Annotated in this window: 29 protein-coding genes and 3 pseudogenes; 19 read left to right on the forward strand and 13 right to left on the reverse strand. The window is 61.8% G+C overall.

The features are described from left to right. Positions 1–62 precede the first annotated feature (62 nt). Positions 63–194 (forward strand): hypothetical protein, encoded by a 132-nt coding sequence (locus HFO99_RS33695; protein ID WP_003546730.1) that lies wholly within the window; start codon positions 63–65, stop codon positions 192–194. 131 nt (positions 195–325) lie between these two features. On the opposite strand, the gene HFO99_RS27975 is transcribed toward HFO99_RS33695, so the two are convergent. The 4 genes from HFO99_RS27975 to HFO99_RS27990 all read right to left on the reverse strand — a co-directional run bounded on the left by HFO99_RS27975 (position 326) and on the right by HFO99_RS27990 (position 3062). Next, positions 326–886: a TetR/AcrR family transcriptional regulator gene (locus tag HFO99_RS27975; protein ID WP_222364915.1), complete on the reverse strand. Its 561-nt coding sequence runs from the start codon at positions 884–886 to the stop codon at positions 326–328. Between the two features lie 20 nt (positions 887–906). Next, complete coding sequence (locus HFO99_RS27980; RefSeq protein WP_017963583.1) at positions 907–1368, reverse strand: DUF1348 family protein; 462 nt, start codon at positions 1366–1368, stop codon at positions 907–909. A gap of 89 nt (positions 1369–1457) precedes the next feature. Then, positions 1458–2390 carry a pyridoxamine 5'-phosphate oxidase family protein gene (locus HFO99_RS27985; protein WP_222364917.1) on the reverse strand — a complete coding sequence of 311 codons (933 nt, stop codon included), beginning with the start codon at positions 2388–2390 and terminating at the stop codon, positions 1458–1460. Positions 2391–2450: 60 nt separating this feature from the next. Further along, complete coding sequence (locus HFO99_RS27990; RefSeq protein WP_221940156.1) at positions 2451–3062, reverse strand: glutathione S-transferase family protein; 612 nt, start codon at positions 3060–3062, stop codon at positions 2451–2453. Positions 3063–3205: 143 nt separating this feature from the next. On the opposite strand from HFO99_RS27990, the gene HFO99_RS27995 reads away from it, so the two are divergent. After that, positions 3206–4132 (forward strand): LysR family transcriptional regulator, encoded by a 927-nt coding sequence (locus tag HFO99_RS27995; RefSeq protein ID WP_222364919.1) that lies wholly within the window; start codon positions 3206–3208, stop codon positions 4130–4132. On the opposite strand, the gene HFO99_RS28000 is transcribed toward HFO99_RS27995, so the two are convergent. From HFO99_RS28000 to HFO99_RS28010, 3 genes are all read right to left on the reverse strand, one after another. Beyond that, positions 4102–4470, reverse strand: coding sequence for a DUF983 domain-containing protein (locus HFO99_RS28000; protein WP_033180699.1), 369 nt, complete (start codon positions 4468–4470; stop codon positions 4102–4104). The two genes, HFO99_RS27995 and HFO99_RS28000, sit on opposite strands and share 31 nt — an antisense overlap. A gap of 324 nt (positions 4471–4794) precedes the next feature. Then, positions 4795–6198, reverse strand: coding sequence for a PLP-dependent aminotransferase family protein (locus tag HFO99_RS28005; protein WP_222364920.1), 1404 nt, complete (start codon positions 6196–6198; stop codon positions 4795–4797). A gap of 346 nt (positions 6199–6544) precedes the next feature. Then, positions 6545–7504, reverse strand: coding sequence for an SDR family NAD(P)-dependent oxidoreductase (locus HFO99_RS28010; RefSeq protein ID WP_222364921.1), 960 nt, complete (start codon positions 7502–7504; stop codon positions 6545–6547). Positions 7505–7630: 126 nt separating this feature from the next. On the opposite strand from HFO99_RS28010, the pseudogene HFO99_RS28015 reads away from it, so the two are divergent. Continuing rightward, a pseudogene (locus tag HFO99_RS28015) lies at positions 7631–8571 on the forward strand (AraC family transcriptional regulator). A gap of 156 nt (positions 8572–8727) precedes the next feature. Further along, a complete protein-coding gene (locus tag HFO99_RS28020) occupies positions 8728–9633 on the forward strand; it encodes a S1C family serine protease (RefSeq protein WP_222364922.1) in 906 nt (301 codons plus the stop codon). A gap of 66 nt (positions 9634–9699) precedes the next feature. Here HFO99_RS28020 and HFO99_RS28025 read toward each other — a convergent pair whose 3' ends face one another. Continuing rightward, positions 9700–10698, reverse strand: coding sequence for a LacI family DNA-binding transcriptional regulator (locus tag HFO99_RS28025; protein WP_222364924.1), 999 nt, complete (start codon positions 10696–10698; stop codon positions 9700–9702). A gap of 207 nt (positions 10699–10905) precedes the next feature. Here HFO99_RS28025 and HFO99_RS28030 point away from each other — a divergent pair, with 207 nt between their 5' ends. Genes HFO99_RS28030 through HFO99_RS28040 form a run of 3 tightly spaced genes read left to right on the forward strand, consistent with a single transcriptional unit; the run spans position 10906 to position 13962 of the window. Then, positions 10906–11820, forward strand: coding sequence for a sugar phosphate isomerase/epimerase family protein (locus HFO99_RS28030; protein ID WP_222364925.1), 915 nt, complete (start codon positions 10906–10908; stop codon positions 11818–11820). A gap of 44 nt (positions 11821–11864) precedes the next feature. Next, positions 11865–12788 (forward strand): TIM barrel protein, encoded by a 924-nt coding sequence (locus tag HFO99_RS28035; RefSeq protein ID WP_222364926.1) that lies wholly within the window; start codon positions 11865–11867, stop codon positions 12786–12788. Between the two features lie 7 nt (positions 12789–12795). Then, entirely contained in the window at positions 12796–13962 is a 1167-nt protein-coding gene (locus HFO99_RS28040) for a Gfo/Idh/MocA family protein (RefSeq protein WP_222364927.1), read from the forward strand. A 27-nt stretch (positions 13963–13989) separates the two neighbouring features. Here the strand turns inward: HFO99_RS28040 and HFO99_RS28045 are convergent, their stop codons facing one another. The 4 genes from HFO99_RS28045 to HFO99_RS28060 form a co-directional block, all read right to left on the reverse strand. Then, on the reverse strand, positions 13990–14160 hold the full coding sequence (locus HFO99_RS28045) for a hypothetical protein (RefSeq protein WP_222364928.1): 171 nt from the start codon (positions 14158–14160) through the stop codon (positions 13990–13992). Positions 14161–14225: 65 nt separating this feature from the next. Next, the gene (locus HFO99_RS28050) at positions 14226–14618 is read right to left on the reverse strand and encodes a hypothetical protein (protein WP_162118065.1); all 393 of its coding nucleotides are present in this window, start codon (positions 14616–14618) and stop codon (positions 14226–14228) included. Between the two features lie 164 nt (positions 14619–14782). Beyond that, complete coding sequence (gene groL / locus HFO99_RS28055; RefSeq protein WP_222364929.1) at positions 14783–16417, reverse strand: chaperonin GroEL; 1635 nt, start codon at positions 16415–16417, stop codon at positions 14783–14785. A 51-nt stretch (positions 16418–16468) separates the two neighbouring features. After that, positions 16469–16708 carry a co-chaperone GroES gene (locus HFO99_RS28060; protein WP_222252684.1) on the reverse strand — a complete coding sequence of 80 codons (240 nt, stop codon included), beginning with the start codon at positions 16706–16708 and terminating at the stop codon, positions 16469–16471. A 511-nt stretch (positions 16709–17219) separates the two neighbouring features. Between HFO99_RS28060 and HFO99_RS28065 the strand changes: the two genes are divergently transcribed. The 7 genes and pseudogenes from HFO99_RS28065 to HFO99_RS28095 all read left to right on the forward strand — a co-directional run bounded on the left by HFO99_RS28065 (position 17220) and on the right by HFO99_RS28095 (position 20420). Next, positions 17220–17483, forward strand: coding sequence for a hypothetical protein (locus tag HFO99_RS28065; RefSeq protein ID WP_024322844.1), 264 nt, complete (start codon positions 17220–17222; stop codon positions 17481–17483). Next, positions 17480–17815 carry a hypothetical protein gene (locus HFO99_RS28070; RefSeq protein ID WP_222364930.1) on the forward strand — a complete coding sequence of 112 codons (336 nt, stop codon included), beginning with the start codon at positions 17480–17482 and terminating at the stop codon, positions 17813–17815. The genes HFO99_RS28065 and HFO99_RS28070 overlap by 4 nt, the downstream gene beginning before the upstream one ends. Then, positions 17812–18141, forward strand: a complete 330-nt coding sequence (locus HFO99_RS28075) for a hypothetical protein (RefSeq protein WP_222364932.1) — start codon at positions 17812–17814, stop codon at positions 18139–18141. The genes HFO99_RS28070 and HFO99_RS28075 overlap by 4 nt, the downstream gene beginning before the upstream one ends. Beyond that, entirely contained in the window at positions 18132–18407 is a 276-nt protein-coding gene (locus HFO99_RS28080) for a DUF1488 domain-containing protein (RefSeq protein ID WP_075224839.1), read from the forward strand. Before HFO99_RS28075 ends, HFO99_RS28080 begins: the two co-directional genes overlap by 10 nt. 27 nt (positions 18408–18434) lie before the next feature. Beyond that, on the forward strand, positions 18435–19277 hold the full coding sequence (locus HFO99_RS28085) for a transglutaminase-like domain-containing protein (RefSeq protein ID WP_222364934.1): 843 nt from the start codon (positions 18435–18437) through the stop codon (positions 19275–19277). Between the two features lie 307 nt (positions 19278–19584). Then, positions 19585–19806, forward strand: a pseudogene (locus HFO99_RS28090) (four-carbon acid sugar kinase family protein); the annotation flags it as partial. 233 nt (positions 19807–20039) lie between these two features. Beyond that, a complete protein-coding gene (locus HFO99_RS28095; protein WP_064245578.1) occupies positions 20040–20420 on the forward strand; it encodes a VOC family protein in 381 nt (126 codons plus the stop codon). Between the two features lie 7 nt (positions 20421–20427). On the opposite strand, the gene HFO99_RS28100 is transcribed toward HFO99_RS28095, so the two are convergent. After that, the gene (locus HFO99_RS28100; protein WP_222298609.1) at positions 20428–21390 is read right to left on the reverse strand and encodes a LysR family transcriptional regulator; all 963 of its coding nucleotides are present in this window, start codon (positions 21388–21390) and stop codon (positions 20428–20430) included. A gap of 123 nt (positions 21391–21513) precedes the next feature. On the opposite strand from HFO99_RS28100, the gene HFO99_RS28105 reads away from it, so the two are divergent. The 5 genes and pseudogenes from HFO99_RS28105 (at position 21514) to HFO99_RS28125 (ending at position 25773) form a co-directional block, all read left to right on the forward strand. After that, positions 21514–22914, forward strand: a complete 1401-nt coding sequence (locus tag HFO99_RS28105) for an MFS transporter (RefSeq protein WP_222364936.1) — start codon at positions 21514–21516, stop codon at positions 22912–22914. A 95-nt stretch (positions 22915–23009) separates the two neighbouring features. After that, positions 23010–23422: pseudogene (locus HFO99_RS28110) on the forward strand (hypothetical protein). 103 nt (positions 23423–23525) lie between these two features. Then, positions 23526–23852 (forward strand): hypothetical protein, encoded by a 327-nt coding sequence (locus HFO99_RS28115; protein ID WP_222365014.1) that lies wholly within the window; start codon positions 23526–23528, stop codon positions 23850–23852. A 426-nt stretch (positions 23853–24278) separates the two neighbouring features. Further along, positions 24279–24422 carry a hypothetical protein gene (locus HFO99_RS28120; protein WP_003546677.1) on the forward strand — a complete coding sequence of 48 codons (144 nt, stop codon included), beginning with the start codon at positions 24279–24281 and terminating at the stop codon, positions 24420–24422. A 301-nt stretch (positions 24423–24723) separates the two neighbouring features. Further along, the gene (locus tag HFO99_RS28125; RefSeq protein WP_222252759.1) at positions 24724–25773 is read left to right on the forward strand and encodes a fatty acid desaturase; all 1050 of its coding nucleotides are present in this window, start codon (positions 24724–24726) and stop codon (positions 25771–25773) included. Positions 25774–25870: the final 97 nt, after the last annotated feature.

Here is a 25870-nt window from a genome sequence, read left to right on the forward strand (position 1 = left end):
TTTTGTCTTATGCAATGCATCTTCTTGCCCCGAAGCCTTACCACGAACAGAGGAGACTTCCGATGCAGACGCCCGCCAATAGCCAAACAACCATTCCCCAGCATGTCGTCGATCAGATGGAAAACGAATGGCGCCAGGTTCGCCCTGAACGGGAAAATACGCGCCCGGCCCAGCAGCCTCAACAACAACGCTGAAATAGACGCAAAACGCTACCGATGTAAGCTCGAGCGCCGCGCAGCGCCCGATCAATGCCCCGGCCAGTCACTCGTGGCCGGGTGAATTTTTTTCATAGGTACAATAAACGTCCCAGCGCTTTGACCGCCCCTCATCGCATCATAGAATCAAACCGTTTCGCCAGCGTGTCCAAGGACCGGGTGAAAACCATCCTGTCGTCCAGCGCACGCGATAGCACCAGCGCGCCCTGAATACCCGCGACGCCCTCCTCGGCGAGCGTTTGCGCCTCCCCCTCAGAGCAGCCTGCCCGCATCAGCGCCGAACGCAAGGCGTCGATCCAGCGGATGAAATAATTGCCGATCGCTGCTGAAAACCGCTCGCGGGTCTCGTCAAGCGCAAAGGCGCCGACGAGGCAGATGCGACGACCGGAGCGGAAATAATCGCTCACATTCGTCCACATCGCCGCGATCGCCTGATCGGCGTCGTCCTTTCTCAGCGGCTGATAGATCGCATGTTCGAACCAGGCATCGACATCGGCGAGCACGGCGCCCGCCATCTCCTCCTTACCGCCGGGAAAGAAGTGGTAAAGGCTGCCCTTGCCGATGCCGGTGCGTTCGGTGATGCGGCTGAGTGACGTGCCCTCATAGCCGAGCTCGCGGAAGATTTCGGCGAGCAGCGGTACGATGTCGGCGCGTTCATAGACGGTCTTCACCCGCGGCTTCCTTGGCTTGTTTAGAGGCCGAGTTCGGTCAGACCGGGATGGTCGTCCGGCCGCCGGCCGAGCGGCCAGTGGTACTTGCGCTCCGATTCCCGGATCGGCAGGTCATTGATGCAGGCGAAGCGGCGCTGCATCAAGCCGGCCGCGTCGAACTCCCAGTTCTCGTTGCCATAAGAGCGGAACCAGTTGCCGCTGTCATCGTGCCATTCATAGGCGAAGCGCACGGCGATGCGATGATCGGTGAAGGCCCAGATCTCTTTGATCAGCCGGTAATCCAGCTCCTTTGCCCATTTGCGGGTGAGGAAGGCGACGATCTCGGCGCGGCCGGTGATGAATTCGGCACGGTTCCGCCAGCGGCTGTCCGGCGTATAGACGAGCGAGACGCGCTCGGGATCACGGCTGTTCCAGCCATCCTCGGCAAGACGGACTTTCTGGGTGGCGGTCTCAAGGGTGAAAGGTGGGACGAGGCTGGACATAGGTTCTCCGGGGCGGTCCTGTACTGAACGGTTATCATTGTACTGATCAGTACAATGATTGGCAAGCCGATTCGAAGCGGCGTTTCGCCTCAGAGGTTGGAATGCAGGCTCCACCGCAGCGGCAGGGCATCTGGGCGAAGCACGATCTCTTCGGGCGTGAAACGCCACAGCCTTTCCGCCCGTTGAAAGGTGGCGATCTCAGGCGAATCCAGCAGCACCTCGACCTTTCCCGTCATCTGCAGCATGTCGCCGCTTTCGAAATCGATGAACACCAGCCCCGCCTTCGGGTTGACGAGGAAATTGCCGAGCGTGTTGAAGAACCGATTGCCAGGAAAGTCTGGAATGGTCAGCACGCCGTCGGCGCCGATATGGACGAAGCCGGCATTGCCGCCGCGATGGGACACGTCCACCTGCCGCTCGCCATTGTCGCGGTCGACATAAGAGGCGACGAAAAACGTATCGGCGCCCGCAATCACCCGCCGCGCCCGATCGTCGAGTTGGCCGGAATGAATGGATGGCATCGTCGTGGGTATATCGGGATCGCGGGCGAAGGCGGAAGAGCGAAGCTGGATATATTGCGGGCAATTGCCAAAGCTCTGGCCGACGCACACTTGGAAAGCTCCAGCATCCGCCCTGCGGATCACGCCGTTCAGCCGGTTGCGCCGCCGGGTCTCGAGCTGGATGCCGAGCATCGCGATCGCGTCGCCATCCTCCATGCCGGCATCGGCAGGATCGGCTGCGTCGCGCGGCAGGCGGACCTCGAGAATCTCCGGCTCCGGCGAAGCCATGAAACCCGGGCGCTCAGCTCGCACCGTTGCCCAGACATCGCCCTTGGCATCGACCGCGCCAAGCACGACGAAAGGCAGCATCGGAAAGAAGGCGCGGTGCTGCTCCGGCATGGCCTTGCGGACGAAATTCCGTCCCGGCCCGTCCATGCGTTCAGCGACACCGACACTGCGCTGCATGGCGAGTTCGCCCTTGTGCCAGGGCGATGTGGCGTCCTGTCTTGTCTGCTCCAGCATCACGGCCTCCTTTTAGGCACCATTTGGGGAACCGGGACAGCGACCTGCCCCGGCGGCTTGTCACGCGGCAAGGCCGATCTTGGTCTTGCGAAAGCCGACGAAACCCGGCAGCGCCTCGATGCGCGCAAGCCAGGCACGAACGCTTGGATAGGCCGAGATATCGACATTGCCCTCCGGGGCATTGGCGATGTAGCTGTAGAGCGCAATATCGGCGATCACAGGATTGTCGCCGAGCAGGAAGCTGCGGCCGTGGAGCTCCGCCTCGATCAGCGCGAGAATGCGGTGCGCCCGGGCGATCACCTCGTCGGTGCGGAAATCGGCGCCGAAGACGGTGACCAGCCGCGCGGCACAGGGTCCGTAGGCGATCTCGCCTGATGCAACCGAGAGCCATTTCTGTATCCGCGCCGCGGCCACTGCCTCTTCCGGCAGCCAGTCGGTGCGGCCGTATTTGCGCGCGAGATAGACGAGGATGGCAGAAGAATCGGCAATGACCGTGCCATTGTCGTCGAGCACCGGCACCTGGCCAAATGGATTGAGCTTCAGAAAGTCCGGAGCCTTGTGGGCGCCTGCCGCCATGTCGACCTCGACCAGCTCATAGGGCACGCCAAGCAGCGACAGGAACAGGTGAGCCCGGTGGGCATGGCCGGAAAGCGGGTGATGGTAGAGTTTCATGATGGATCCTTTGGTCTGCTAATCGACGGGACGCGGTTGGCGATGGCCGCTTCGAACCATCTGCGGCACAATTTACTGCCTTCCATCTGGCAGCAGTAGAATGCTAATCTGGGAGGCATCTTGCCAATTCATGGAAGGATAGAATGGACCGCCTCGACGCCATGACCGTGCTTCTTGCCGTCGTCGAACAGGGCAGCCTGTCGGCCGCCTCACGGCATCTGCGATCCCCGCTCGCAACCGTCAGCCGCAAGGTTTCAGAACTGGAAGCACATCTCAACGCCCAGCTGCTGCAACGGAGCAACCGGAAGATCACGCTGACGGAAGCCGGCCGCTCCTATGTCGAGGCGGCGCGGGAGATTCTCGATCGGGTGGAAGAGGCGGAACGGACGGCAGCCGGCGAATACAGCGCCCCGAAGGGCGAGTTGACGATGACCGCGCCGATCGTCTTCGGGCGGCTACACGTCCTGCCTGTCGTGGTGGATTTCCTGAAAGCCTATCCCGATATCAATCTGCGGCTGATGCTTGGCGACCGGATATCGAACCTCGTCGAGGATCATATCGACGTAGCGCTGAGGATCGGCAACCTTCCGGACAGCAACCTGATCGCCACAAGGCTCGGCGCGATCCGCCGCACGGTCTATGCCAGCCCGGATTATCTGACGCGGCACGCCCTGCCCCGGCATCCAGGCGATCTCGCTGGGCATGACTGCGTCACCTTCGAGGGCATGGCCTCGATGCTGAGCTGGACATTCACCGAGGGGAAACATGATCTCGCCGTGCCGATCCGCTCGCGGCTGGCCGTCAACACAGCCGAGGCCGCGGTCGATGCAGCTGTCGCCGGCCTCGGCATCACCCGCGTGCTCTCCTACCAGGCCGCACGCGCCGAGATGGCCGGCCTGCTGGTGCCGCTGCTCCCAGATTTCGAACCGCCGCCGGCGCCGGTCCATCTCGTCTATCCCGCGCAAGGCCTGGTGCCCCTGAAACTGCGGGCGCTGCTCGATTTCGCGACGCCGCGCCTGCGCGCGACGCTGAACAGGTCTCAGGCGAGCTTGCCCTCTTCCGCCTTGTAGAAGTACTGGCTGGCGACCAGCCAGCCCTTCAGCGGCCGCAGCGGCGGAATGCAGGTGGCGAGCATGAAGGGACCGGTGACCAGAAGCTGTACCCAGATCGGCGCCGAAAAGGCCACCTCCAGCCAGACGCCGAGCAGCACGCTCGGGACGCAGGCGAAGCAGATGACGAAGAAAGCCGGACCGTCGGCCGGATCGGCGAAGGAATAATCAAGGCCGCAGACTTCGCATTCCGGCTGCAGCGTCAGGAAGCCCTTGAACATATGGCCCTGGCCGCAGCGCGGGCAGCGTCCCCTGATGCCGGTCTGTATCGGAGGAAGTGGGGGATATTCCGTGTCCATGACGATCTCGCTTTCCTGTGCCGCGGGCATTGATACCATCAATGTCTTTTTAATGTATGCATTCAAATATAGTTACATTGCTAGGATATTGCCAGTCAATTCGCCAGAATGCCGCAGAGCTCCCAGCGTAGGCTGGCAGCAAGCTGACTGCAGATTTCTGAAACAGCATTTGGGTGGCAGCCAGGCCTAGCAGCCTGGGCGGGTCAGACGTGAACGTCACGGTTATGCTTCACCCCTGCCCGGACAGCTTAGGGTGCGGCCGATCTGATCCCGACCGCTTCCGGGTTTCGCCCGTGCCTGATCAGCTTGAGGCGGGGTTCTGCGTCAGAAGAACGACGCCGCCATTTCCGGCGGGCCTTCCAGCGCATGGGCCATGAATTCCAGTGCGCCCTGCAGTTTCTCCCGGGTGATCGGCCCGCCAAGGCAGACACGCACGGCCTCGGGTGCCGTGCCCTCGACCGTGAAGGCATCGCTTGCGACGACGCCGATGCCGGAAGAACGGGTATGGCTGCCGAAGGTGGAGCGGGTCCAGCCGTTGGAGAGCGGCAGCCAGATGTTGAAGCTGATCGGATCGGCGCGGTAGCTGCCGGCCGGCAGGATGGCAGCGACCATTTGCTGGCGGGCGGCGGCCTCAGCGCGGATGAAACGCAGGATCGTATCGGCGGTGCCGTCCTCGATCCAGCGGGTGGCGAGCGCCACGGTCAGCGGCGAGGCCATGACATTGTTGGCGCGCATGGCGCTGACGAAGGGCCACACGGCCTTGCTGTCCGGCGCCACGACATAGGCAAGGCGCAGACCCGCGCCGATGCATTTCGCCAGTCCGCCGATATGCCAGGTCAGATCGGGCGCTGTTGCCGCGAGCGGCGCCGGGCCGTGCTGCGGAATGAAGCCGTAGGCATCGTCCTCGACGATCGGCACACGATATTTGCGGGCAACGGCGCAGATTTCCTCGCGGCGCCGGGCCGGGATGGTCAGCGTCGTCGGGTTCTGCAGCGTCGGATTGAGATAGAGCGCCTTCGGCTTCAATCTTTCGCAGGCCTCGGCAAAAGCGTCCGGCAGGATACCCTCCTCGTCCATCGGCAGGCCGGTCAGATTGAGCCGCAACTGGGCGGCGATCGAGCGCATACCGGGATAGGTGATGATTTCCGAAAGCACGGTCTCGCCCGGTTTTGCCAGCAGGCCGAAGATCGCCAGCAGGGCCGGATGGGCGCCGGGCGTGACGAAGATGCGCTCCTGCGAGGGCACCAGCCCGCGACGGCTGAGCCAGGAGGCAGCAGCCTCCTTGTCCATGCTGGAGCCGCCGAAACCCTGGTAGCGCAGGAGCGGAATGAGGTTCGCCGTCACCGCCGACATGCCCTCGCGCATGCGGGCGATCAGCTCGGGATCATCCGGTTCCGGCGGCATGTTCATCGAGAAATCGACGATGGAGGCGCGGCGGGGATCGGGCGCGGCGTCGGGCGCGAATCCCTTGCGCTCCTTGTCGGCGCCACCGGTAACGAAGGTGCCTCGGCCGACATGCGAATCGACAAGCCCGCGCTTCTGCGCCTCAACATACCCTCTGGCTACCGTCGTGAAATCGACATTCAGCCGCTTGGCGAGTTCGCGTTGCGGCGGCAGCCGGTCCCCAACCACCAGATGCCCGCTGCGCAAATCCATTTCGATCACATCGGCGATCGCCATATAACGGGGGCTGCTGCTGCGGCTGAGATCGGGATGCCAGTCTTTCATGTCGAAATCCGTGTCAGTCTGATTCCTGATGAGATTGACCGTATATTGTTGCACAATGCCGCTGTCACGAAAAATGTCGCGCCTCCGAGTCCGCAGAGCGACGCAGGACGGAATGCCACAGCTTTGCGCACGCCTTGATACGTATTAATGACGGATTGTCGCTGGATTTGACTGCTATTTGCGCAAATACAATCCGGCACGGCGATCGCGCTGTCGCAAGCCGATTTCGGCAGCGTGCGCGCCAATGACGCTTTCACCCGAGAAGGCCCGGGTGAGGCGCGAGGACAGCAAGACAATCGGCAGGTCTTCAGCGCGCATTGATGACGGTTTGCCGCGCGCTATGGCTTCAGGCGTGCGCCGCGAAAGCGTCAATGCCAGTCAGCCTTGCCGACAAGATCCACAGGCGTGCCGCCTCCTCGGGATCGGCTGCATGGTCGCTGACGCCGCCGGGTTCTCCATCGGTTGCGCGGATGGCGATATCGCAGTCCTCGCAATAGAGGCCTCCCATACCGTCGAGTTGCGGCGAGGTCGCCGCCCAAACCTGCGTGGCGGCCCCCTGGGATGGGGTCTTGAATGTCGGATCAATCGGATTGCCGTCCGCATCGATCCAGCCGGCACCGACCATTTCCTCCTTTGCGAGATAGCGCTGCAAGGGGGTAAGGATCTTGCCCGGGTGCAGCGAGAAGGCGCGGATGCCGGTGTCGCGTCCGATCCTATCCAGATGCACGGCGAAAAGTGCGTTGGCGGTCTTCGACTGGCCGTAGGCCTGCCATTTGTCGTAACCGGTCTCGAATTGCACATCCTCCCATCGCATGGCGGAGTTGCCATGGCCACCGGAGGAAACCGAAACGATGCGAGCGCCGCGGGAGATCGCCGGCCAAAGGCGGTTAACCAAGGCGAAATGGCCGAGATGATTGGTCGCGAACTGTGCCTCCCACCCGTCGCCGACACGCGTTTCCGGGCAGGCCATGATGCCGGCGCTGTTGATCAGAATGTCGACGCTGCGGCCAGACGCGACAAACCGCTCGGCAAAGACGCGAACGCTTTCGAGGTCGGAAAGGTCGAGCCGATCAATCTCAACGCCATCGATACCGGCGACCGCGCTACGCGCCGCCTCGATGCTCCTTGCGCCGATGGTCACCTGAGCGCCGGCGCCCGCCAGAGCGCGCGTGGTTTCGAGCCCGAGGCCGGAATGGCCGCCGGTGACGATGGCGTGCTTGCCGGAAAGATCGAGACCGGCCAGAACCTCGTCGGCCGTCGTGTGGGCTCCAAATCCGGAGCCGATGGGGACTTGTTTGTCATTCATGATAATTGCCTTTGTTCTGCGACGTTGCCGTCGCTTGGAATTGACGGTCGCGAGAATAAGGCGTGGCCTCCAGACGATCCATGCGCTAAAGTCCAATACCTCTTCGCCATCGTCCGGATTTTTTGCATGGACCCGTTATCCGATGTTCTCGCATTGCTCAAACCGCGCAGCTATGTTTCCGCGGGGCTCGACGCTGGTGGCGCCTGGGCGATCGATTTTCCGCCCCCTGATGGCATCAAGTTCAACGCGGTGATTTCAGGCGCCTGCTGGCTGAGCGTCGATGGCGTTGCCGAAGCTGTTCGCCTCGAGGAAAGCGACTGCTTTCTGCTGACGAGCCGCCGAGCTTTTCGTCTCGCCAGCGATCCGGCTCTCGAAGCGATCCCGTCCGATGCGATCTATTCGATCGCCCGCGACGGCATTGCCACTTGCAACGGCGGCGGCGATTTCTTCCTGATCGGCAGCCGTTTTTCCTTTTCGGGAGGAAATTCGGACATCCTTCTCGGAATCCTGCCGCCGATCGTCCATGTGAAGAGGGATTCCGATCACGCCGCCGTGCTGCGCTGGTGCCTCGATCGGATGACGCGCGAATTGCGCGACTGCCGGGTGGCTTTCTGATGGCGGAGCATTTTGCTCATGTCATGCTCATGCAGGTGTTGCGCCTCCATATCGCATCGCCGAATGCGCGCGGCGTCGGCTGGCTTTTCGCGCTTACCGACCGGCGGATCGGTGCGGCTATCGCTGCCCTGCATGCCGATCCAGCCCGCAAGTGGACCTTGCAGTCGCTGGCTGAACGGGCCTCGATGTCCCGGTCCAGTTTTGCTCTCCACTTCAAGGAAAAGGTCGGGCTTGCGCCGATGGATTATCTGACGCGCTGGCGCATGCTTCTCGCAGGTGACCGATTGACAAACTCGGCCGAAGCAATTGCCGGTGTCGCCCTGTCGCTCGGTTATGAATCCGAAAGCGCATTCAGCACCGCTTTCAAGAGAGTGATGGGATGCTCGCCGCGGCAATATGGTCGCGCTCAGCCGCCCGCCGGTGCCATGCGAGATAGTCTCGGCGTTCAGTGAAACCTTGATTGGTGCAGGAGTCGGAGGGAGGTCGCGCGTTGGCCTGCCGAAATTCCCTCCGATGCGGTCTTGCACCCGCCGTCCATTCTCTTACCTATTCAAGGAAGAATGCGCCGGCTTTCGGCCTTTCGCGCCGGCGCCTATCGGGATAAAAGCATGAATATCGATCCGATTTTGCGGTCAGTCGTGGCCGTACGTTCTTCCATTCCGGAAGATGCCTTCACGGCGGAGACGCTGGGCACCGTCCGGGAAGGCAGCGGCGTGGTCATTCGCGACAACGGGCTGGTGCTGACCATCGGTTATCTCATCACCGAGGCCGAAGAGGTCTGGCTGACGACCCATGACGGGCGCGTGGTTCCCGCCCATGCGCTTGCCTACGATCAGGAAAGCGGCTTCGGCCTGGTGCAGGCGCTTGGCCCCCTGAATGCGCCTGCGGTGGATCTCGGCGACGCGGCGACGGCCAAGGCAGGCGATCCCGTCGTGCTGGCCGATGGCATCGGAGAATTCGTAGAGGCAAATATCGTCGCCCGGCAGGAATTCGCCGGCTATTGGGAATATCTGCTCGACGAGGCGATTTTCACGGCACCGGCCCATCCCTCATGGGGCGGTGCGGCGCTGATCGGCTCAGACGGCAAGCTTCTCGGCATCGGTTCGCTTCGCCTGCAGATGAGCCAGGGCGACGAAGTCGCCGATATCAACATGGTGGTGCCGATCGACCTGTTGCCGCCGATCCTCGACGATCTCTTGAACCGGGGCCAGGTCAACAGACCGCCGCGGCCCTGGCTCGGCGCCTTCTCCGCCGAGAGCAATGGCGGCGTGGTGGTCATGAGCGTGGCCGAAGGCGGTCCGGCCGCTCAGGCCGGCCTGCGTCAGGGCGATATCATTTCGGAGATCCGCGACGAAGAGGTCGATGGCCTGGCCGATTTCTACCGCAAGCTCTGGAGCAGCGGCCCGGCCGGCGCCGAGATCCCCATGCGAATCCTCAGGAACGGCCGGGAAGCCTGGCTGCGCATCAAGTCCGCCGACCGCAACAGCTTTCTTAAGAAACCGCAGCTGCAGTAAGATTGCGCCGTCATGAAAGTCGCTGGCGCTCATTCGAGCGGATTCCCCCGGCATCCTTATCCCGCCTCAGAGATTTTCCGACGTGATCGTCAGGAAGCGCACCGGCTCGGCGCTGACCTCCACCTCGATGAGACCCAGCCTGTTCAGGGCAAGGTCTATCGATCGCCTCGCCTGCACCTCCGGCGCCTGGTCGAGCACGATCGACATGATACCGCGGCTGAGATAGTCCTGCGTCTCTCCCGTCAATTCGTGGCCGACCCAGAACGGCCGCCTGGCCTTGTTCGCTTCGAGCACCCTGGCAACACCCTTGTTGTCGCCGCCTGCACTATAGACGCCGATGATGCCCGGTTCGCGCCGAAGTGCCGCTTGCAGCAGTTCCATGGCATTGTGCTCATCATCAAGGTCGAACATGACCTCGATGAAACGATGCTCGTTTGAACCCTTCTCCGAGAGATAGCTGGAGAAGCCGCGGATCCGCTCCTTATGGTTCTCATAGGCACCGCTGTGGCAGAGAGCGACGAACGAACCGGGGCGCTGCGCCAGCATGCCCGACATGTAGTGAGCCGCGGTGCGTCCGGCAGCATAATTGTCGATGCCGACATAGGGCAGTTCGGGGGCCGGACGGGTCATGATCTGGACGACGGGAATGCCGAGACCGGCCGCCTTCCGCACGCTGGTGACGACATCGGCATGGTCGGGCGCAACCACGAGCAGCGCCGACCGGCGTGCCGTCGGGTTGGCGATGTAGCGGGCGAATTGCGCCGGCTCGTTCTCGCGGACGAAGGTGCGGTGAACGACGATGCTGTCGTCGAGCGAGGCGGCGATGCGCTCGAACGCCCGGTTCAGACGCGAATAGAAGCTGGTCTCAGGGCGAACGAGGATCACCTCTATCCGGATCAGGCCGCGATGGGCCGGCAGGCTCTGCCGGTATTCAAGCCGTCTTGCCGCCAGGAAGACCTTCTCCACCGTTTCAGGCCGCACGCCGCCGCGACCGTTGAGGACGCGCTCGACGGTCGCGGTGCCAACGCCGGCTTGGCTTGCGACATCCTTCAAAGTCACCTTCATCAAGCTTACTCACTCCCAAAGCCGACACAGCAGAGCATCGGCAGACCGCGCGGTCAATGATCAAATTTGATCAAGGAAGCATTGGAGCATGGGGGCGCCGCGGCAGTATCGTGCTGGCAATCCGGGAGGAGCACCGGACGTCCGAAACAAACGAGATCAAGGATCATCCACCGGCCCGATGCGGCCGAGGGATGACGGAGGAGCCAGATGAAGATCGCACTCGACCCGCATATGCACCGTCACCTCAACCTGCGCGACCTCTGCCGCAAGGCGGCGGAGCTCGGCTACGAGCATATCGAGCTTTCACCGCGTGACGATTTTCTGCCCTGGTGGGTGCGCCCGCGGGCACACAAGGAACGCATTGCGGAATTCAAGGTGGCCCTGAAGGATCACGGCGTCCAGCTCGCTTCTATCCTGCCGATGTATCGCTGGGCGAGCCCGCATGAGGACGAGCGGCAGGCGGCAGTGCGCTACTGGAAGGAAGCGATCGCGATTTCGGCCGAGATAGGCTGCGATACGATGAATTCGGAATTCGGCCGCGGACCGTCGCCGGATCGCAGCCATCGCACCAGCTGCTGCGGCGGCATGCATACCCACGAGCACAGCGAGGCTGCCTGGTGGCGCTCGATCGAAGAGCTCGTTCCGGTGTTCGAGCGCGAGGGCGTCACGCTCAACATGGAACCGCATCCGGAAGACTGGTGCGAGACGCTGCATCCGGCGATCGACATGCTGAAGACGATCGGCTCGAAGAACGTCAAATTCCTCTATTGCGCGCCGCACACCTTCTATTTCGGTGACGACATGGCGCGGATGATCCGCGATGCCGGCCCGCTGATCGCCCATGTGCATGTGGCCGATACCTATAATCACAAGGCGTCGTCAGGGCTGCGCTATATCATCAATCCGCCGGGCGCCAAGGTCACCATCCATCAGCACATGGATATATACCAGGGCGAGATCAATTGGGATGTCTTCTTCTCCTCGCTCGCCGCGGTCGGCTTCGACGGCATCATCACCACCTGCGTCTTCGGCTGGGAGGAGCGTGCCGACGATTCCGGCCGCTTCATGCGCTCTGAAATCCAGAAATATGTCGACAAATACTGGCCCGGGAAACTTGGCTAATCGTCAACATCCGCCCGGCACCACCCCTTTTCAGGAATGAAACCGTGACCATCACGATTACGACAGCCCCCTGCTGCTGGGGCGTTGATGACGTCAACAATCCAAACCTTCCCGCCTGGGAGCGCGTCTTCGACGAGGCGGCGGCGGCCGGTTATGGCGGCCTCGAACTCGGGCCCTATGGTTACGTGCCGCTCAATGATGCGCCCGTTGCCAAGGCGCTCACTGAGCGCAATCTCTTCATCGTTGCCGGCACGATCTTCGACGATCTGGTCTCCCCTGAAAATCGGGAGAAATTGCTGCGGCAGACGGACGAAATCTGCGCCGTTATCACCAGGCTGCCGCAGCCGGAACAGGTGGCGGGGCAGCGGTTCAGGACGCCCTATCTCACGGTCATGGACTGGGGGCACGACGAGCGGGACTATGCCGCCGGCCATTCCGATCGTGCGCCGCGTCTCGACGACAAGGCCTGGGCCGGGATGGTCGCGAATATCACGGCGATCACCGAACTCGCCGAGCGCAAATACGGCGTACGCGCCGTCATCCACCCGCATGCGGGCGGCTATATCGAATTCGCCGATGAGATCGAGCGGGTGGCCGCTGACATTCCGCCGGAGATCGCCGGCTTCTGCCTCGACACCGGCCATAGCTATTATGCCGGCATGGATCCGGTGGAGATGCTTCGCCGCTATGCCGACAGGCTGGACTACATCCACTTCAAGGACATCGACCAGGCCATCTTCGACCGTGTGCTCGGCGAGAAGATCCGCTTCTTCGAGGCCTGCGGACAGGGCGTCATGTGCCCGATCGGCCGCGGCGTCATCGATTATCCCGCCGTCAAGCGAACGCTCGAGGAGATCGGCTATCACGGCTTCATCACCGTCGAGCAGGAGCGCGATCCGAGGAATGTCGCCGGCAGCCTCGAAGATGTGAAGCAAAGCCGCGATTACCTCAGGTCGGTTGGTTTTTAGGGAAAAGATGATGACGAATGACAGGAGAAAGCCGATCCGCTGGGGCATGGTCGGCGGCGGCAGAGGCAGCCAGATCGGCTATATTCATCGCTCGGCAGCGCATCGCGATGACGTCTTTGCCCTTGCGGCCGGGGCCTTCGATATCGATCCGGAACGCGGCCGCGCCTTCGGCCTCGATCTCGGGCTCGACGAAGCCAGGAGCTACCGGGACTATGCAACGATGTTTGCGACTGAGGCCCGGCGGGCGGACGGCATCGAGGCCGTGTCGATCGCGACACCCAACAACACCCATTTCGCGATCTGCAAGGCAGCACTCGACCATGATCTGCACGTGATCTGCGAAAAGCCGCTCTGCTTCACGACCGCCGAGGCCGAAGAGCTGAAGGCGCTTTCTGAAGTGCGCGGCCGGATCGTCGGCGTGACCTATGGTTATGCCGGCCATCAAATGATCGAGCAGGCGCGCGCCATGGTCATGAATGGCGATCTCGGCGAAATCCGCATCGTCAACCTGCAATTCGCCCATGGCTTCCATAGTGCTGCGGTAGAGGAGCAGAACCCCTCGACGCGGTGGCGCGTCGATCCGAATTTCGCGGGCCCCAGCTATGTCCTCGGCGATGTCGGGACCCACCCGCTTTATATCGCCAAGGTCATTCTGCCGCACCTAAAGATCAAGCGTCTGCTCTGCACCCGCCAGAGCTTCGTCAAAAGCCGCGCGCCGCTCGAAGACAATGCGGTGACCCTGATGGAATATGACAATGGCGCGCTCGCCACCATCTGGTCGAGCGCCGTCAATGCCGGCTCCATGCACGGCCAGAAGATCCGCATCGTCGGCTCGAAGGCCAGCATCGAATGGTGGGACGAGCGGCCGAACCAGCTCTCTTACGAGATCCAGGGCGAACCGGCCCGCATTCTCGAGCGCGGCATGGACTATCTCTATCCCGAGGCCAGAATCGACGACCGGATCGGCGGCGGTCACCCGGAAGGTCTCTTCGAAGCCTGGGCGAACCTCTATCGCCGCTTCGGCTTCGCCATCAACAGAGAGCGCGGCCTCGGCCCTGCGGGGATCGAAAAGCTGGTCTTTCCCGATTTCGATGCCGGACTGGAAGGCGTGCGCTGGGTGGAAAACTGCGTGCGGTCCGCCGATGCCGGCGGGGTCTGGCTGGATTATCGCTAGGTCGTGAACTGCGGTGCGGTGCTGTGCTCAGATAAGCTGATCGTCATCTTCCGTTGCCTGGGGCGCGCGGCGACGCGTGCTGTCGTTGGCGGCTTTCTTGTGCTCGTCGGCAGCTGCCTCGCGGATTTTTTGGAAGCGGTTGTCGCCCACGTCTTCTGCGGCTGGCTGCGGGTCGGTCTTTTTCATGAAACGGATCATGGGTCATTTCCTGCTTTGACAGTGGCAGCGCTCCGCACCATATCGGAGCGCTCTGGAAAATGGTGTCAGACGGCAAGCGCAGTGGCGCAGCCTTGAACACTTCGGCTGTCGGGTGAGGTCTGCCCAGGCATGGTCGCCCAACCGCCGGCCTCGACAAACTGACGCTGCTTGTAGCCTTCGGTAATCGCCTTGAACTCGATGAGTTTAGCGGCCGCATCCGGTGCCGCCTTGAACCGCTCGACGCAGATGGCCGACGCCAGCTCTCCGCGTGCGATATCGCCGGCGGCGGCTGCCGCTTTGCTTGATGTGCCGCCTGTTACCCAACCTCCCCAGCTGAATCCGATGATCATCGTGGCGATCGCCGTGACGACGCAGGCCCAGGCGAGAAGCGTCTTGGATGGCTGGTAACTGTCGAAACGCTGGGTAATCGATGTCTTGCTGCTGCTCTGCACGGACATTGGAATTCTCCCTGTCTGTTGTTCGGGTTGTGCCATCCGGCGACGCCGGAACGGTTCAGGCCGTCCTTAGAGCGCCGTGCGTTTCGGACGCACAAAGGACGCTCCAATTTTGAATTGACGCATCGTGCTTTCCGAAAATCGATTCCGATTTTCGGGCCGATACGCTAGTAACCCATGCCGCCCATGCCGCCATTTCCGGCAGCAGACGCAGTGTCTCTTGCGGGAATGTCGGCGATCATCACCTCGGCGGTGATCAGCAGCGCCGCGATCGAACCGGCGTCCTGCAGAGCGGTGCGCACGACCTTGGCAGGATCGACGATGCCGGCCTCGATCATATCGACATAGGTCTCCGTCTGTGCGTCGAAGCCCTGATTGTGATCATTGCTGCCGGCGAGTTTTCCGACGACGATCGAGCCCTCGAACCCGGCATTGTCGACAATCTGCCGGATCGGGGCTTCGAGCGCCCTGAGCACGATCGAGATGCCCGCCGTCACGTCGGCGTTCTCCCCGGTCAGTCCCGTCAGCGCCGACTTCGCGCGCAACAGTGCCACGCCGCCGCCGGGCACGATGCCCTCTTCGACCGCCGCACGGGTGGCGTTCAGCGCATCGTCGATGCGGTCCTTCTTTTCCTTGACCTCCGTCTCGGTCGCGCCGCCGACGCGGATAACCGCGACGCCGCCGGCGAGTTTCGCCAGGCGTTCCTGCAGCTTTTCCTTGTCGTAGTCGGAGGTAGTGTCTTCGATCTGCCCCTTGATCTGCTGGATGCGCGCCTGGATGGCCGCTTTCTCGCCGGAGCCGTCGATGATCGTGGTGGTCTCCTTGTCGATCAGCACACGCTTGGCGTGGCCGAGCATATCGAGCGTGACGTTCTCGAGCTTGATGCCGAGATCCTCGGAAATCACCTGGCCGGCGGTCAGCACGGCAATGTCTTCCAGCATGGCCTTGCGGCGATCACCGAAGCCCGGCGCCTTGACGGCCGCGACCTTCAGGCCGCCACGCAGCTTGTTGACGACAAGCGTTGCCAGCGCCTCGCCTTCGACGTCCTCCGAGATGAGGAGCAGCGGTTTGCCGGTCTGTACGACGGCTTCCAGGATCGGCAGCATCGCCTGCAGGCTGCCGAGTTTCTTCTCGTGAACGAGGATATAGGGTTCCTCCAGTTCCACGCGCATCTTCTCGGCATTGGTGACAAAATAGGGCGAGAGATACCCACGATCGAACTGCATGCCCTCGACGACATCGAGTTCGGTCTCGGCGGTTCGCGCCTCTTCGACTGTTATGACGCCCTCATTGCCGACCTTGTCCATCGCACTGGCGATCATCTCGCCGATGGTGGCGTCGCCATTGGCGGCAATGGTGCCGACCTGTGCGATCTCGGCTGACGATTTGACCTTCATTGCCCTCGCCTGGATTTCCTTGACGACGGCGGTGACGCCGAGATCGATGCCGCGCCTGAGATCCATGGGGTTCATGCCGGCAGCGACGAGCTTTGCGCCTTCGCGGAAAATGGAGGCGGCGAGCACCGTTGCCGTCGTCGTGCCGTCGCCGGCAAGATCATTGGTCTTCGAAGCCACCTCGCGCACCATTTGCGCGCCCATGTTCTCGAACTTGTCTTCGAGCTCGATCTCCTTGGCGACGCTAACGCCGTCCTTGGTAATGCGCGGTGCGCCATAGGCCTTGTCAATGACGACGTTGCGACCCTTCGGGCCAAGCGTCACCTTGACGGCGTTGTTGAGCAATTCGACGCCGCGCAGTAGGCGGTCGCGCGCGTCGGTGGAGAATCTAATTTCCTTGGCAGACATGATATTTCTTCCCAGTTCGGTCTTGAGATGCGGGGTCGGAAATTTGACCCCTCAGGCGGCTTTGTCGGCAGCCGTTTCGGTCTTTTCGACGATGCCCATGATGTCGCCGACCTCGACATCGAGCGGGACCAGAGTGCCGCTTTTGTCGCGCGGGCCTGGGCCGACTGCGACCACTTCACCTTGCTGCGGCTTCTCCCTAGCGGTGTCTGGAATGATGATCCCGCCCTTGGATTTGACATCGCCTTCCGCACGTCGAATGACGACGCGGTCGTGAAGTGAACGGAATTTCATAGAGGTCTTTCTGCTGCCGGCGCGTATGGCGGCTGCAGTACATAAATAGCATCCGTGGCACTCGATTGATAGGAGTGCCAAGAAATATTGTTCACCCAGGGAATTTCTTAAAAAATTCAGGAAATCAATTTGAGCGGATATTTTGTATTAATCTGGAAATGAATAGAATTTTTTTCGCCGCAGCGCTCAACTTTATTTAGCATGTCGTCGCGTTAATTTGGCGTTTTTTATAGATAAATCCGAATTATCTTGATTTAAACTCAATCAAGGCGCAATGATGGGCCTCGTCGATTTGGCCGACTTGGCTTCGCGGTGTCAGAGACCTACGACCCGCCATCACCACTGAATTCTCGATAGCGAATGTATGACGTCGTTCCGGCGTTCATTTCGCCTGTTCCGATCCGGAATGAGCTTGGCGCTGACCGCGGATGTACCGGCAGCCTCGAGTTCGTCCGGCTCGGATCTCAACGATACAGGAACGCATCAGTGTATTCCTGCGGAGGCCTCAGCCGTGACAAGTCGCACCACAGAAACCGTCGTCCGTTTTTCATCTCCATTCCGCCTGCCCGGTTTCGACGGGGCGCAGCCAGCCGGAGAATACCGCGTCGACTATGACGAGGAATTGATCGACAGCGTTTCCAGGCTTGCCTGGCGACGGGTCGGCGCCTTCATCCACCTGCCGGCGATCGCCGCGCAGAGTTCGACGCAGCAGATGATGCCTGTCCACCTGTCAGATCTCGAAACCGCGCTCGAAAAGGACCACAAACCATCATGACCGCTACGCCCATCCCGCAACGCAATGGACGCTCGATCCGACGTGAGGCGGCAACACATATCTTCAAGGTGGGGCAGACCGTCCGGGTTAAGGACGGGTTCCTGGTCGTTCCCTCCAAGCTCCCCGAGACATACCGCATTACCGCCACGCTGCCTCTGAGAGGAAATGTGCTGCAATACCGCATCCGCAGTGACGATGAACGTCATGAGCGGGTCGCGACGGAAGACAGCCTGGAACTGGTAAACCTATCGCCCGCCGGCAGCGGCGCAACACTGATCGAGAGGACGTTTGGCCATGGCCACGGCCCGAATGACGAAAGGTTGACATCGTGAACAGCCATGAAGACGAAGCCGAACGAAGACGGAATGCCGTTGCCGTCGGCACGTGGGAAAACAAATGTAGCGCGTCCGGCCGCTATTCCATGGAGATCGAACACGACCGCCGGATCGAATCCGCCCGTTCGTGGACCGTCTATCGTGTCTCAGCAGGCGCTCCAGCGCACGCCGACCATGCCATGACCGGCAAGAGCCGCTCGGAGGCCGGGAAAGACATGATGTCCTTCAATCTTCTCAACATAGGATACCGGAAGGAATGGCTCAGGCTGTCGGACGCCGCTCGGAGTGCTCGTGAGACCCCACCGGTTCAACCGTGGCGCTAGCCTTCCTGAACCAAAGCCGTAGCTTCGATGCGGCGAGAAATGCTGTGCGCTTCGTCGGCCATGACGGCATGTTCCAGGTGTTGTTCTTCATCGAGGTTGGCGCTCTGGCGAAATCCGACACCGCATTGCAAAGAACCGAGCCTTCGGAAACGAATTGGCTTTCGTTATTCGACGCCCTGCGCAACTCCATTCAGGACGTGGCACACAAAGCCTATTCCTACCGCCGCCGCGCCTTCTATACTCTAACTGCGGCGGATTTCCGCTAGGCGGATCCGGACGCGCGAGAACGCTCCATGTTGATCCGTTACGGCTATGAAATTACGCTGACCTGCCCGCAGCCGACCGCATTGGTATGCCTGTTGTCGGTTCATGATGATCGTGCGGCCGACATCAGAATTCCGGAAACGGTCTTCACCACGCCCGATGTTCCCACTTCGACTTATCGCGACCTCTTCGGCAACCGCTGTCTCCGGCTGATTGCCCCGGCGGGCGACCTGACCATATGGGGCGATGCGACGATCGAAGACGACGGCAAACCGGACAGGTCGCTGCCAGGCGCCAGGGAACTCCCGGTTTCGGAATTGCCGGATGATTGCCTCGTCTACCTGATGGGCAGCCGCTATTGCGAGACGGATCATCTCAGTCAAATTGCGTGGGATATGTTCGGCACAGTCTCACCGGGCTGGGGCCGCGTTCAGGCGATCTGCGACTTCGTTCACGGCCACGTCCAATTCGACTACATGCAGGCGCGATCGACGCGGACAGCCTTCGAGGCGTTTCACGAACGTGTCGGCGTCTGTCGCGACTTTGCGCATCTCGCAGTGGCGTTGTGCCGTTGCCTCAACATTCCTGCCCGATATATCAATGGCCATCTCGGCGACATCGGTATTCCCGTCGTCGATCCGATGGACTTCAGCGCCTGGATCGAGGTCTTCCTCGACGGTGCATGGCATACATTCGATCCGCGCAACAATACGCCGCGGATCGGTCGTATCATCGTCGCACGCGGGCGCGACGCCGCCGACATACCGCTCATCAATTCCTTCGGACCGCATGTGCTGAAGGCGTTTCGAGTCTGGACCTATGAGGTGACGAACCTGCAGCAGATGCAAAGCGTCGCTGGGGGCGCTGTTTAGAACGAGACCTAGGCGGATGCGCGTCAATGTCCAGCCTCAGGCGCCTGCAGTCGGAGGACTGCCTGGTCCCACAGTAGCTCCTGGCCGAACTGCGCCCTCCCCCAAAATCACGTGACAGCGTCGCTCGCCTTGTCTTAACTAGGACATTGCCGGTTCAGGGCCGACTCGCACCGAAAGCCGGTGCGGATGTCTTCGAGTGGAGGGCCGCTTCAGATGAAAATCCTTGTCATGGGCGCGGCCGGGATAGTCGGCCGCAAACTGGTGGTCGAGGACGATCTCGAAGGTCGCCTGCCGGAGCTCTCCTGAGATGCTGCTGGGGGCGATTGCCGATGATTTCACCGGCGCCAGCGATCTTGCCAATACGCTTGCGAGAGCCGGCATGACGACCGTTCAGTTCGTCGGCACCGGCCGCGGCAAGACGGATTGCGAGGCCGGCGTCGTCGCGCTGAAGACGCGCTCGGCGCCGGCCGACGATGCGGTCCGTCAGTCGCTGGAGGCGGCGCGCTGGCTGATCGAGCAGGGCTGCGAGTCTCGTGGCCGATCGCGCAGGCCCCTCGGGCTTGCGCTGAAGAGCGGCAATTTCGGCGCCCCCGATTTCTTCGCCAAGGCGCAGGACAGGATCGCCGGCCATGAATGAGCGCGCAGGCCGCTGACGATGCGGCCGTTCGCTGACTTAGGACGGCGGTTGAAAGATGTTGTCATCGTGCCATCTTGGGGGTGAGTGCTCACACCGGGGATGAGCAGAGAAGGAGTTCGCAGTCCATGTTCGATCATATCTCCATCGGCGTAAAAGACCTCGAAAGAGCCCGCCGTTTCTACGATGCGGCGCTGGCGCCGCTCGGATATGAGCGCCTGTCCAATTCCGACACCATGATCGGCTATGGCCCGGAAAGGGTTGGGCTCTGGGTGATGCAGGTCGAACAGCCCGTGGTTGCCGACATGCGATCCGGGCTGCATTTCTGCTTCGTCGCGCCTGACGAGGCCGCGGTCGATGCCTTTCACGTGGCGGCGGTCGCATCCGGCGGCACGGATAATGGTGAACCGGGTGTGCGGCCGGATTATGGGCAATTCTATTACGCCGCCTTCATCATCGACCCGGACGGCTATCGCCTCGAAGCATATTTCCACAAGGGAGAGCTGTAACGGACCGTCAGGCAGCGGCTCTCGGAATGGATACGCAGCAGCCGGAAGCTTCGAGCGCTTTATTGGCTACCTCGATGAACAGGCGACGGAACCAGCGTGCCCGGCCGTCCGTCTGGTCGATTCGGCGATAAAGCATCGTCACGGGATCGGCCGGCAGCGAAAGCGGCGGCTCGCAAAGCATCAGCCCATGTAACTGCGCCATGCAGCGACCGATCGATTCCGGCACGGTGGCAATGGCGGGCATCGCCTTCAGCACCATTGGCAGAGCGGAAAAGCGCGGGACGGTCGCCACCACCTGTCTCACATCGCCGGTGCGGTTAAGCGCCATGTCGATGCCGGTCGAGGTGTTGCCTTCGAACGAGACGGTGACATGGGCGACATTGGCGAAATCCTTGAGGCTCAACGGCGCCTTCAGCCCGAGCTGAGCTTGATCGTAGATGCAGATCGAGACTTGGTCGAACAGCGGCGCGCGAATGTGCCAGGAGGCGGGCTCGTCGTGCATCGCGACGCTGAAATCGAAGACGCCTTCATCCAGCCGGCGTGCGGCATCGCGCTTTTCGGAAGCGATACCGATCAGCCGGGCGCCGGGTGAAAGCTGGAGAAGACGGGCGGCAAGCGGGCCGAAGAAGGCCGATTCGAGATTGTCACACATGCCGATGCGGAACTCGCCCTGCCAGCTTGCCGGATCGAATTCGGCCTGCGGGCGGATGGCGCGCTCGATGCCCGATAGTGCATCCTCGATCGCCGGGGCGATGGAAAGGGCGCGCGGCGTCGGCTGCAGGCCGCGGCCGACACGCACGAACAATTCGTCGTCCAGCGCCTCGCGCAGGCGCCGCAAAGCGGCCGACAGGCCGGGTTGGCCGAGCAGCAGCCGTTCGGCGGCTCGACTGACGTTGCGCTCCTGCATCAGCACTGAAAAGGCCAGCAGGAGATTGAGGTCGATCTTGCGAAGAGTGGCATCATTCATCATCGTCAGTAATACCTGGCATGTCTACTATCAATTTGCAATAGGAAAGGAAGCTGTACATTTTCTCGTTCCCTGCCGCCCGGCAACCTCCCCCGATGAGGCGGCAGCAAAGAAGGAACGATTTCGATGACTCTTTCCAAATCGCCAAGCGGGGCGCGGCTGGCATTGCTGCTGCTCTGCGCCGCCAATTTTCTCGACGCCATGGACGTCTCCACCATCGGCGTTGCGCTTCCCGCCATCCAAGCCGAACTCGGCATGGAGGCGACATCGCTGCAATGGGCCGTCAGCGCCTATGTGCTCGGCTATGGCGGATTCCTGCTGCTCGGCGGCCGGGTCGCCGACGTCTTCGGCCATCGCCGCGTCTTCCTCTGGTCGTTGGCGATCTTTGCCGCCGCCAGCATCGCCGGCGGCTTCGTCGATAGCGGGCCGACGCTGATCGCCGCCCGATTGATCAAAGGCATTGCCGCCGCATTCACGGCGCCTGCAGCCCTAGCGTTGCTGCTCTCCGTCTTCGGCGAGGGAACCGCACGGGCAAAGGCGCTCGGTGTCTTCTCCTCCACCGGCGCCGCCGGCTTCGTGCTCGGCATGGTGCTCGGCGGTGCCGCGACGATCTTCAGCTGGCGGGCGACGCTCGTCATGGGCGCGCCCGTCGCCATCCTGACGCTCGTTCTGGCGCCGCTGGTGCTGCCCGCCGACCAGAAACGGGCGGGACCGAGACCTGCCTTCGACTGGGCCGGCGCGCTGACGATCACGCCCGGGCTGCTGCTCTTCGTCTTCGGCATCACCAATGCCGCGGCCGCCGGCTGGCAGGCGTTCCCGACCTGGGGTTCGCTCGCCGCGTCGCTGGTACTGATCCTGCTCTTCCTCGTGGTCGAAGCGCGCCATGCCGATCCGATGGTGCCGCTCGGCATGTTCCGCCGCGCCAAGCTCCGGCATGCCAATGCGATCGCCGCCCTCTTCCAGGGTGCCTATGTCGGCTTCCAGTTTCTGGCGACGCTCTACTATCAGAACGTCATCGGCTGGTCGGCCTTCACGACGGGCTTCTGCTTCGCCCTCGGCGGTGTCTTCGTGATGTTCCTGGCGCCACGTTTTGCGACGGTCGCGCAAAATCGCGGCGCTACCCGGCTGATGGCAGTGGGTGTCGGCCTGCAGGCCTTCAGCTACATCTCCTGGGTTACCGCACTCGGACATGTCGATCCGATCCTGCTCGTCGTGTTCTCGCAGATCCCGCTCGGCCTCGGTTACGCCCTGACCTACCCCTCGGTGCAGGTTGCGGCCCTTTCCGATGTGGAGGATGACAAGGCGGGGCTCGCCTCCGGGCTGCTCTTCGCCTCCTTCCAGATCGGTGGCGGCATCGTGCTTGCGGCCGCCTCCGCAGTCTTCGGCGCCGCACCGCATTTCGGCTGGAATCCCTATGTCGCCGGCATCGCCTTCGTGGCATCGCTTGCGGTGGCGATCACCCTGCTTGCCGCCGCCGGTCCGCGGACATCGGCCGCCCGGGGGCCCATCTATCAAGCGGCGGAATAATCCTCACAGCCCGCACTCTGACCGGTGCGGGCTGCTCATGAACCGGAGCTAAATCTGCGGCAAGAATCCCGTTGCGTTGCCTGGGCGAAAGGCGCATGGTCGCAACTTCGGCAGCCATTGAACGGGCGCTGCCGACTGAGGATCTTCGTATCCTCGCCCCGATGAAAGGAGGACCAATGTCTTCCACTTCCGAAAAATCGCATCTGACCTCATCCGATCTCGACATGCTTCAGGGCGTGCTCGACGACGCCGGTTACGACGCCAGAATTCTGATCGACGACGAAAGGGTCTTCAACGTCGCGGCCGTGCTGCTGATCAGGCTGTTCGAGGAGGGCGTCACCTCGCCGGCCATGCTCTCGCTGGCGCTTGAACACCATTTCGGCAAGCTGAAGACGCCGCCGAAACCGGTAACCCCGATCTTCAACCGATATGCGATACAGGGATTGCCCCGCGAGGACGCGCCGGCAAGAGCGCCGCGCGTCTTTTCAGCGCACTAAGGACGCTCTAACACTTTGAGTTTGCGCGTAATCCTTTCTGAAAATCGATTCCGATTTCGGGGTTATGCGCTGGCGGCAAGCGCGCCGCTCGGCTCTGAAGGATTATTGTGCGGAATACCCCTCTTGCTTTGTATCTGCGTCGCAGCGGCCGGTTATTTCGGATGGGTGCAGTTCGGGGCTTATCAACAACGGCAGCTGGCTAGGGATTTTGTAGACATCGACAGGGAGCGCCGGGTGGCGCTCCTGGAAATCGATGGCTGCCAGGCGCAAGTGGATATGCTTTTGTCGATGACAGACCGCCTGCTCAAGGCCGGCGGCATGCTGGTACCGCTCGATATCGGACGGGACATAGAACTCCGTTTGGCCCGCGGCATCATGTCAGCACCGGGCCGAGCGGAGATGGAAAGAACGAAGCTGATCCGCCTGTTTCGCTTAGAATAGGGTGTCGTCCGAAAACCGCTGACACTTTTCGGCATCTTGCACTGGCGGATTGAACCCTGTGGAAATATGGCTTTCCTGCGGCGACGGCCTTAATGGCGACTCAATTTTACGCTAAGACGATGGCTCGCTGATTTGGCCGATGCGGCATTTGCGGTGACCGAAATTCCGGCCCGCCATTTTCCCGATCGCGAAAGCATGGTGACGTCCCGTCTCAACGTCGGGTTTGGCTTTCGGTGACCTCTCCGGTCATCCGCCTCCAGACTGCGATGCGGTTTCAGCAGGCATCATTTTCATTCCATCCCTGCGGCCCGGTGTTGTCGGGTTGCCCCGCATGACGATCCCGCGATCTCTGATCGCGACCGACAAGCGGGGCGAATACCACGCAGGCTGCGGCTTTCAATTTCGATCTAAAGGGAGATTTTATCGATGGCAAAAGGACAAGTAAGAAGCAATCGCGAGGTCCGGAAGCCGAAGAAGGACAAGCAGGCAGCGAAGGTGGAAAGCACATTCGCCAATCAGATGAAGACGGCGACCAAGACCGCCCCGCAGGGCAGTGCTCCAAAGAAATAGAACCTCTTATCGAGCCCCCCTCCGCCCCCGTGCGCATAACAGCGCAAGTGATAGCGCGTCTTGTCGAACGCGCCGCGCCCGGGCGTGACATCATCACCCATTGACATGTTCTCAGAAAAACAGGAATTGCTGCAACCATGACCACTCTTCATACGATGTACCACTTCGACTATCCGCTCTTCCTCATTCGCTCGGCCGTGGTGATTGCACTCGGCTTTTCGGCGATCGCCGCCTTTCACGGCGTCACTCTGTGATCGAATCTGCGCGCCGCAGCGAGTGCGAGGAAATCCAAGTGGCCCCTTTGGGCGAGCCCGACGACAACCCGGAGCGATCCGCCGAGCAAGCCGCGCTTTTCGCTGAAAAACGCTGGCTGAAGATCCTTGCCGGATATCGCCAGCCGCGGGCCGGACGCAGCACCTTCGAGCTTGCCGTCACCGTCGTCCCATTCGCGCTGTTCTGGGCTGCCGCATGGGCAGCGGTTCATTACAGCTTCTGGCCTGGCCTGATTCTCGTCCTCCCCGCCGCCGCTTTCCTGCTCCGACTGTTCATGATCCAGCATGATTGCGGCCACGGCTCGTTTTTCGCCCGTCGCCGCGTCGACGACTGGGTCGGACGCACGATCGGCATCCTGACGCTAACGCCCTACGACTATTGGCGCCGGGCGCATGCGGAACACCACGCCTCGGCCGGAAACCTGGACGAACGCGGCGTTGGCGACATCGAAACGCTGACGATCGCCGAATACAACGCTCTGTCGCGCTGGGGCCGGCTCGGCTACCGGCTCTACCGGAACCCGATCGTGATGTTCGGGATCGGACCGGCATGGTTGTTCCTCTTCAAGCAGCGCCTGCCTTTCGGCATGATGCGCTCCGGCGCCCTGCCCTGGGTCTCGACCATGGCGACCAACCTTGCCGTCGCAGTGGCCGCCGCGCTGTTGATCTGGGCGATCGGGATCATTCCCTTTCTTTTGGTGCATCTGCCGATCGTGCTTCTGGCAGGTGCTGCCGGTGTCTGGTTGTTCTACGTCCAGCATCAGTTCGAGGATACACATTGGTCGAAGGAGCCGGACTGGCAGTTCCAGCATGCGGCCCTCCACGGTGCCTCGCATTACGACCTGCCGCCGGTGCTTCGGTGGATCACCGGCAATATCGGCATCCACCATGTGCATCATCTGTCGAGCCGGGTGCCTTACTACCGGCTGCCGGAGGTGCTGCGGGATCATCCTGAGCTTGCCGATCTGGGCCGCATCACGCTCATGGAAAGCCTGCGTTGCGTCAAGCTGGTGCTATGGGACGAACAGACGAAGCGGCTGGTCTCGTTTCGCGAGGCGGCGCGGCTTGCCGCAGCATGATAGCGGGGCGTTAGAGCGGTTTAGTTTCACGGCGCAGCGCCGAGCCGCTCTAACCTTTTGCCTGCATCCAATTCCAGGGAAAGCCGTTTCCCTGGAA

This window comes from Rhizobium leguminosarum (genome assembly GCF_019798305.1).
Taxonomy (GTDB): Bacteria; Pseudomonadota; Alphaproteobacteria; order Rhizobiales; family Rhizobiaceae; genus Rhizobium; species Rhizobium leguminosarum_U.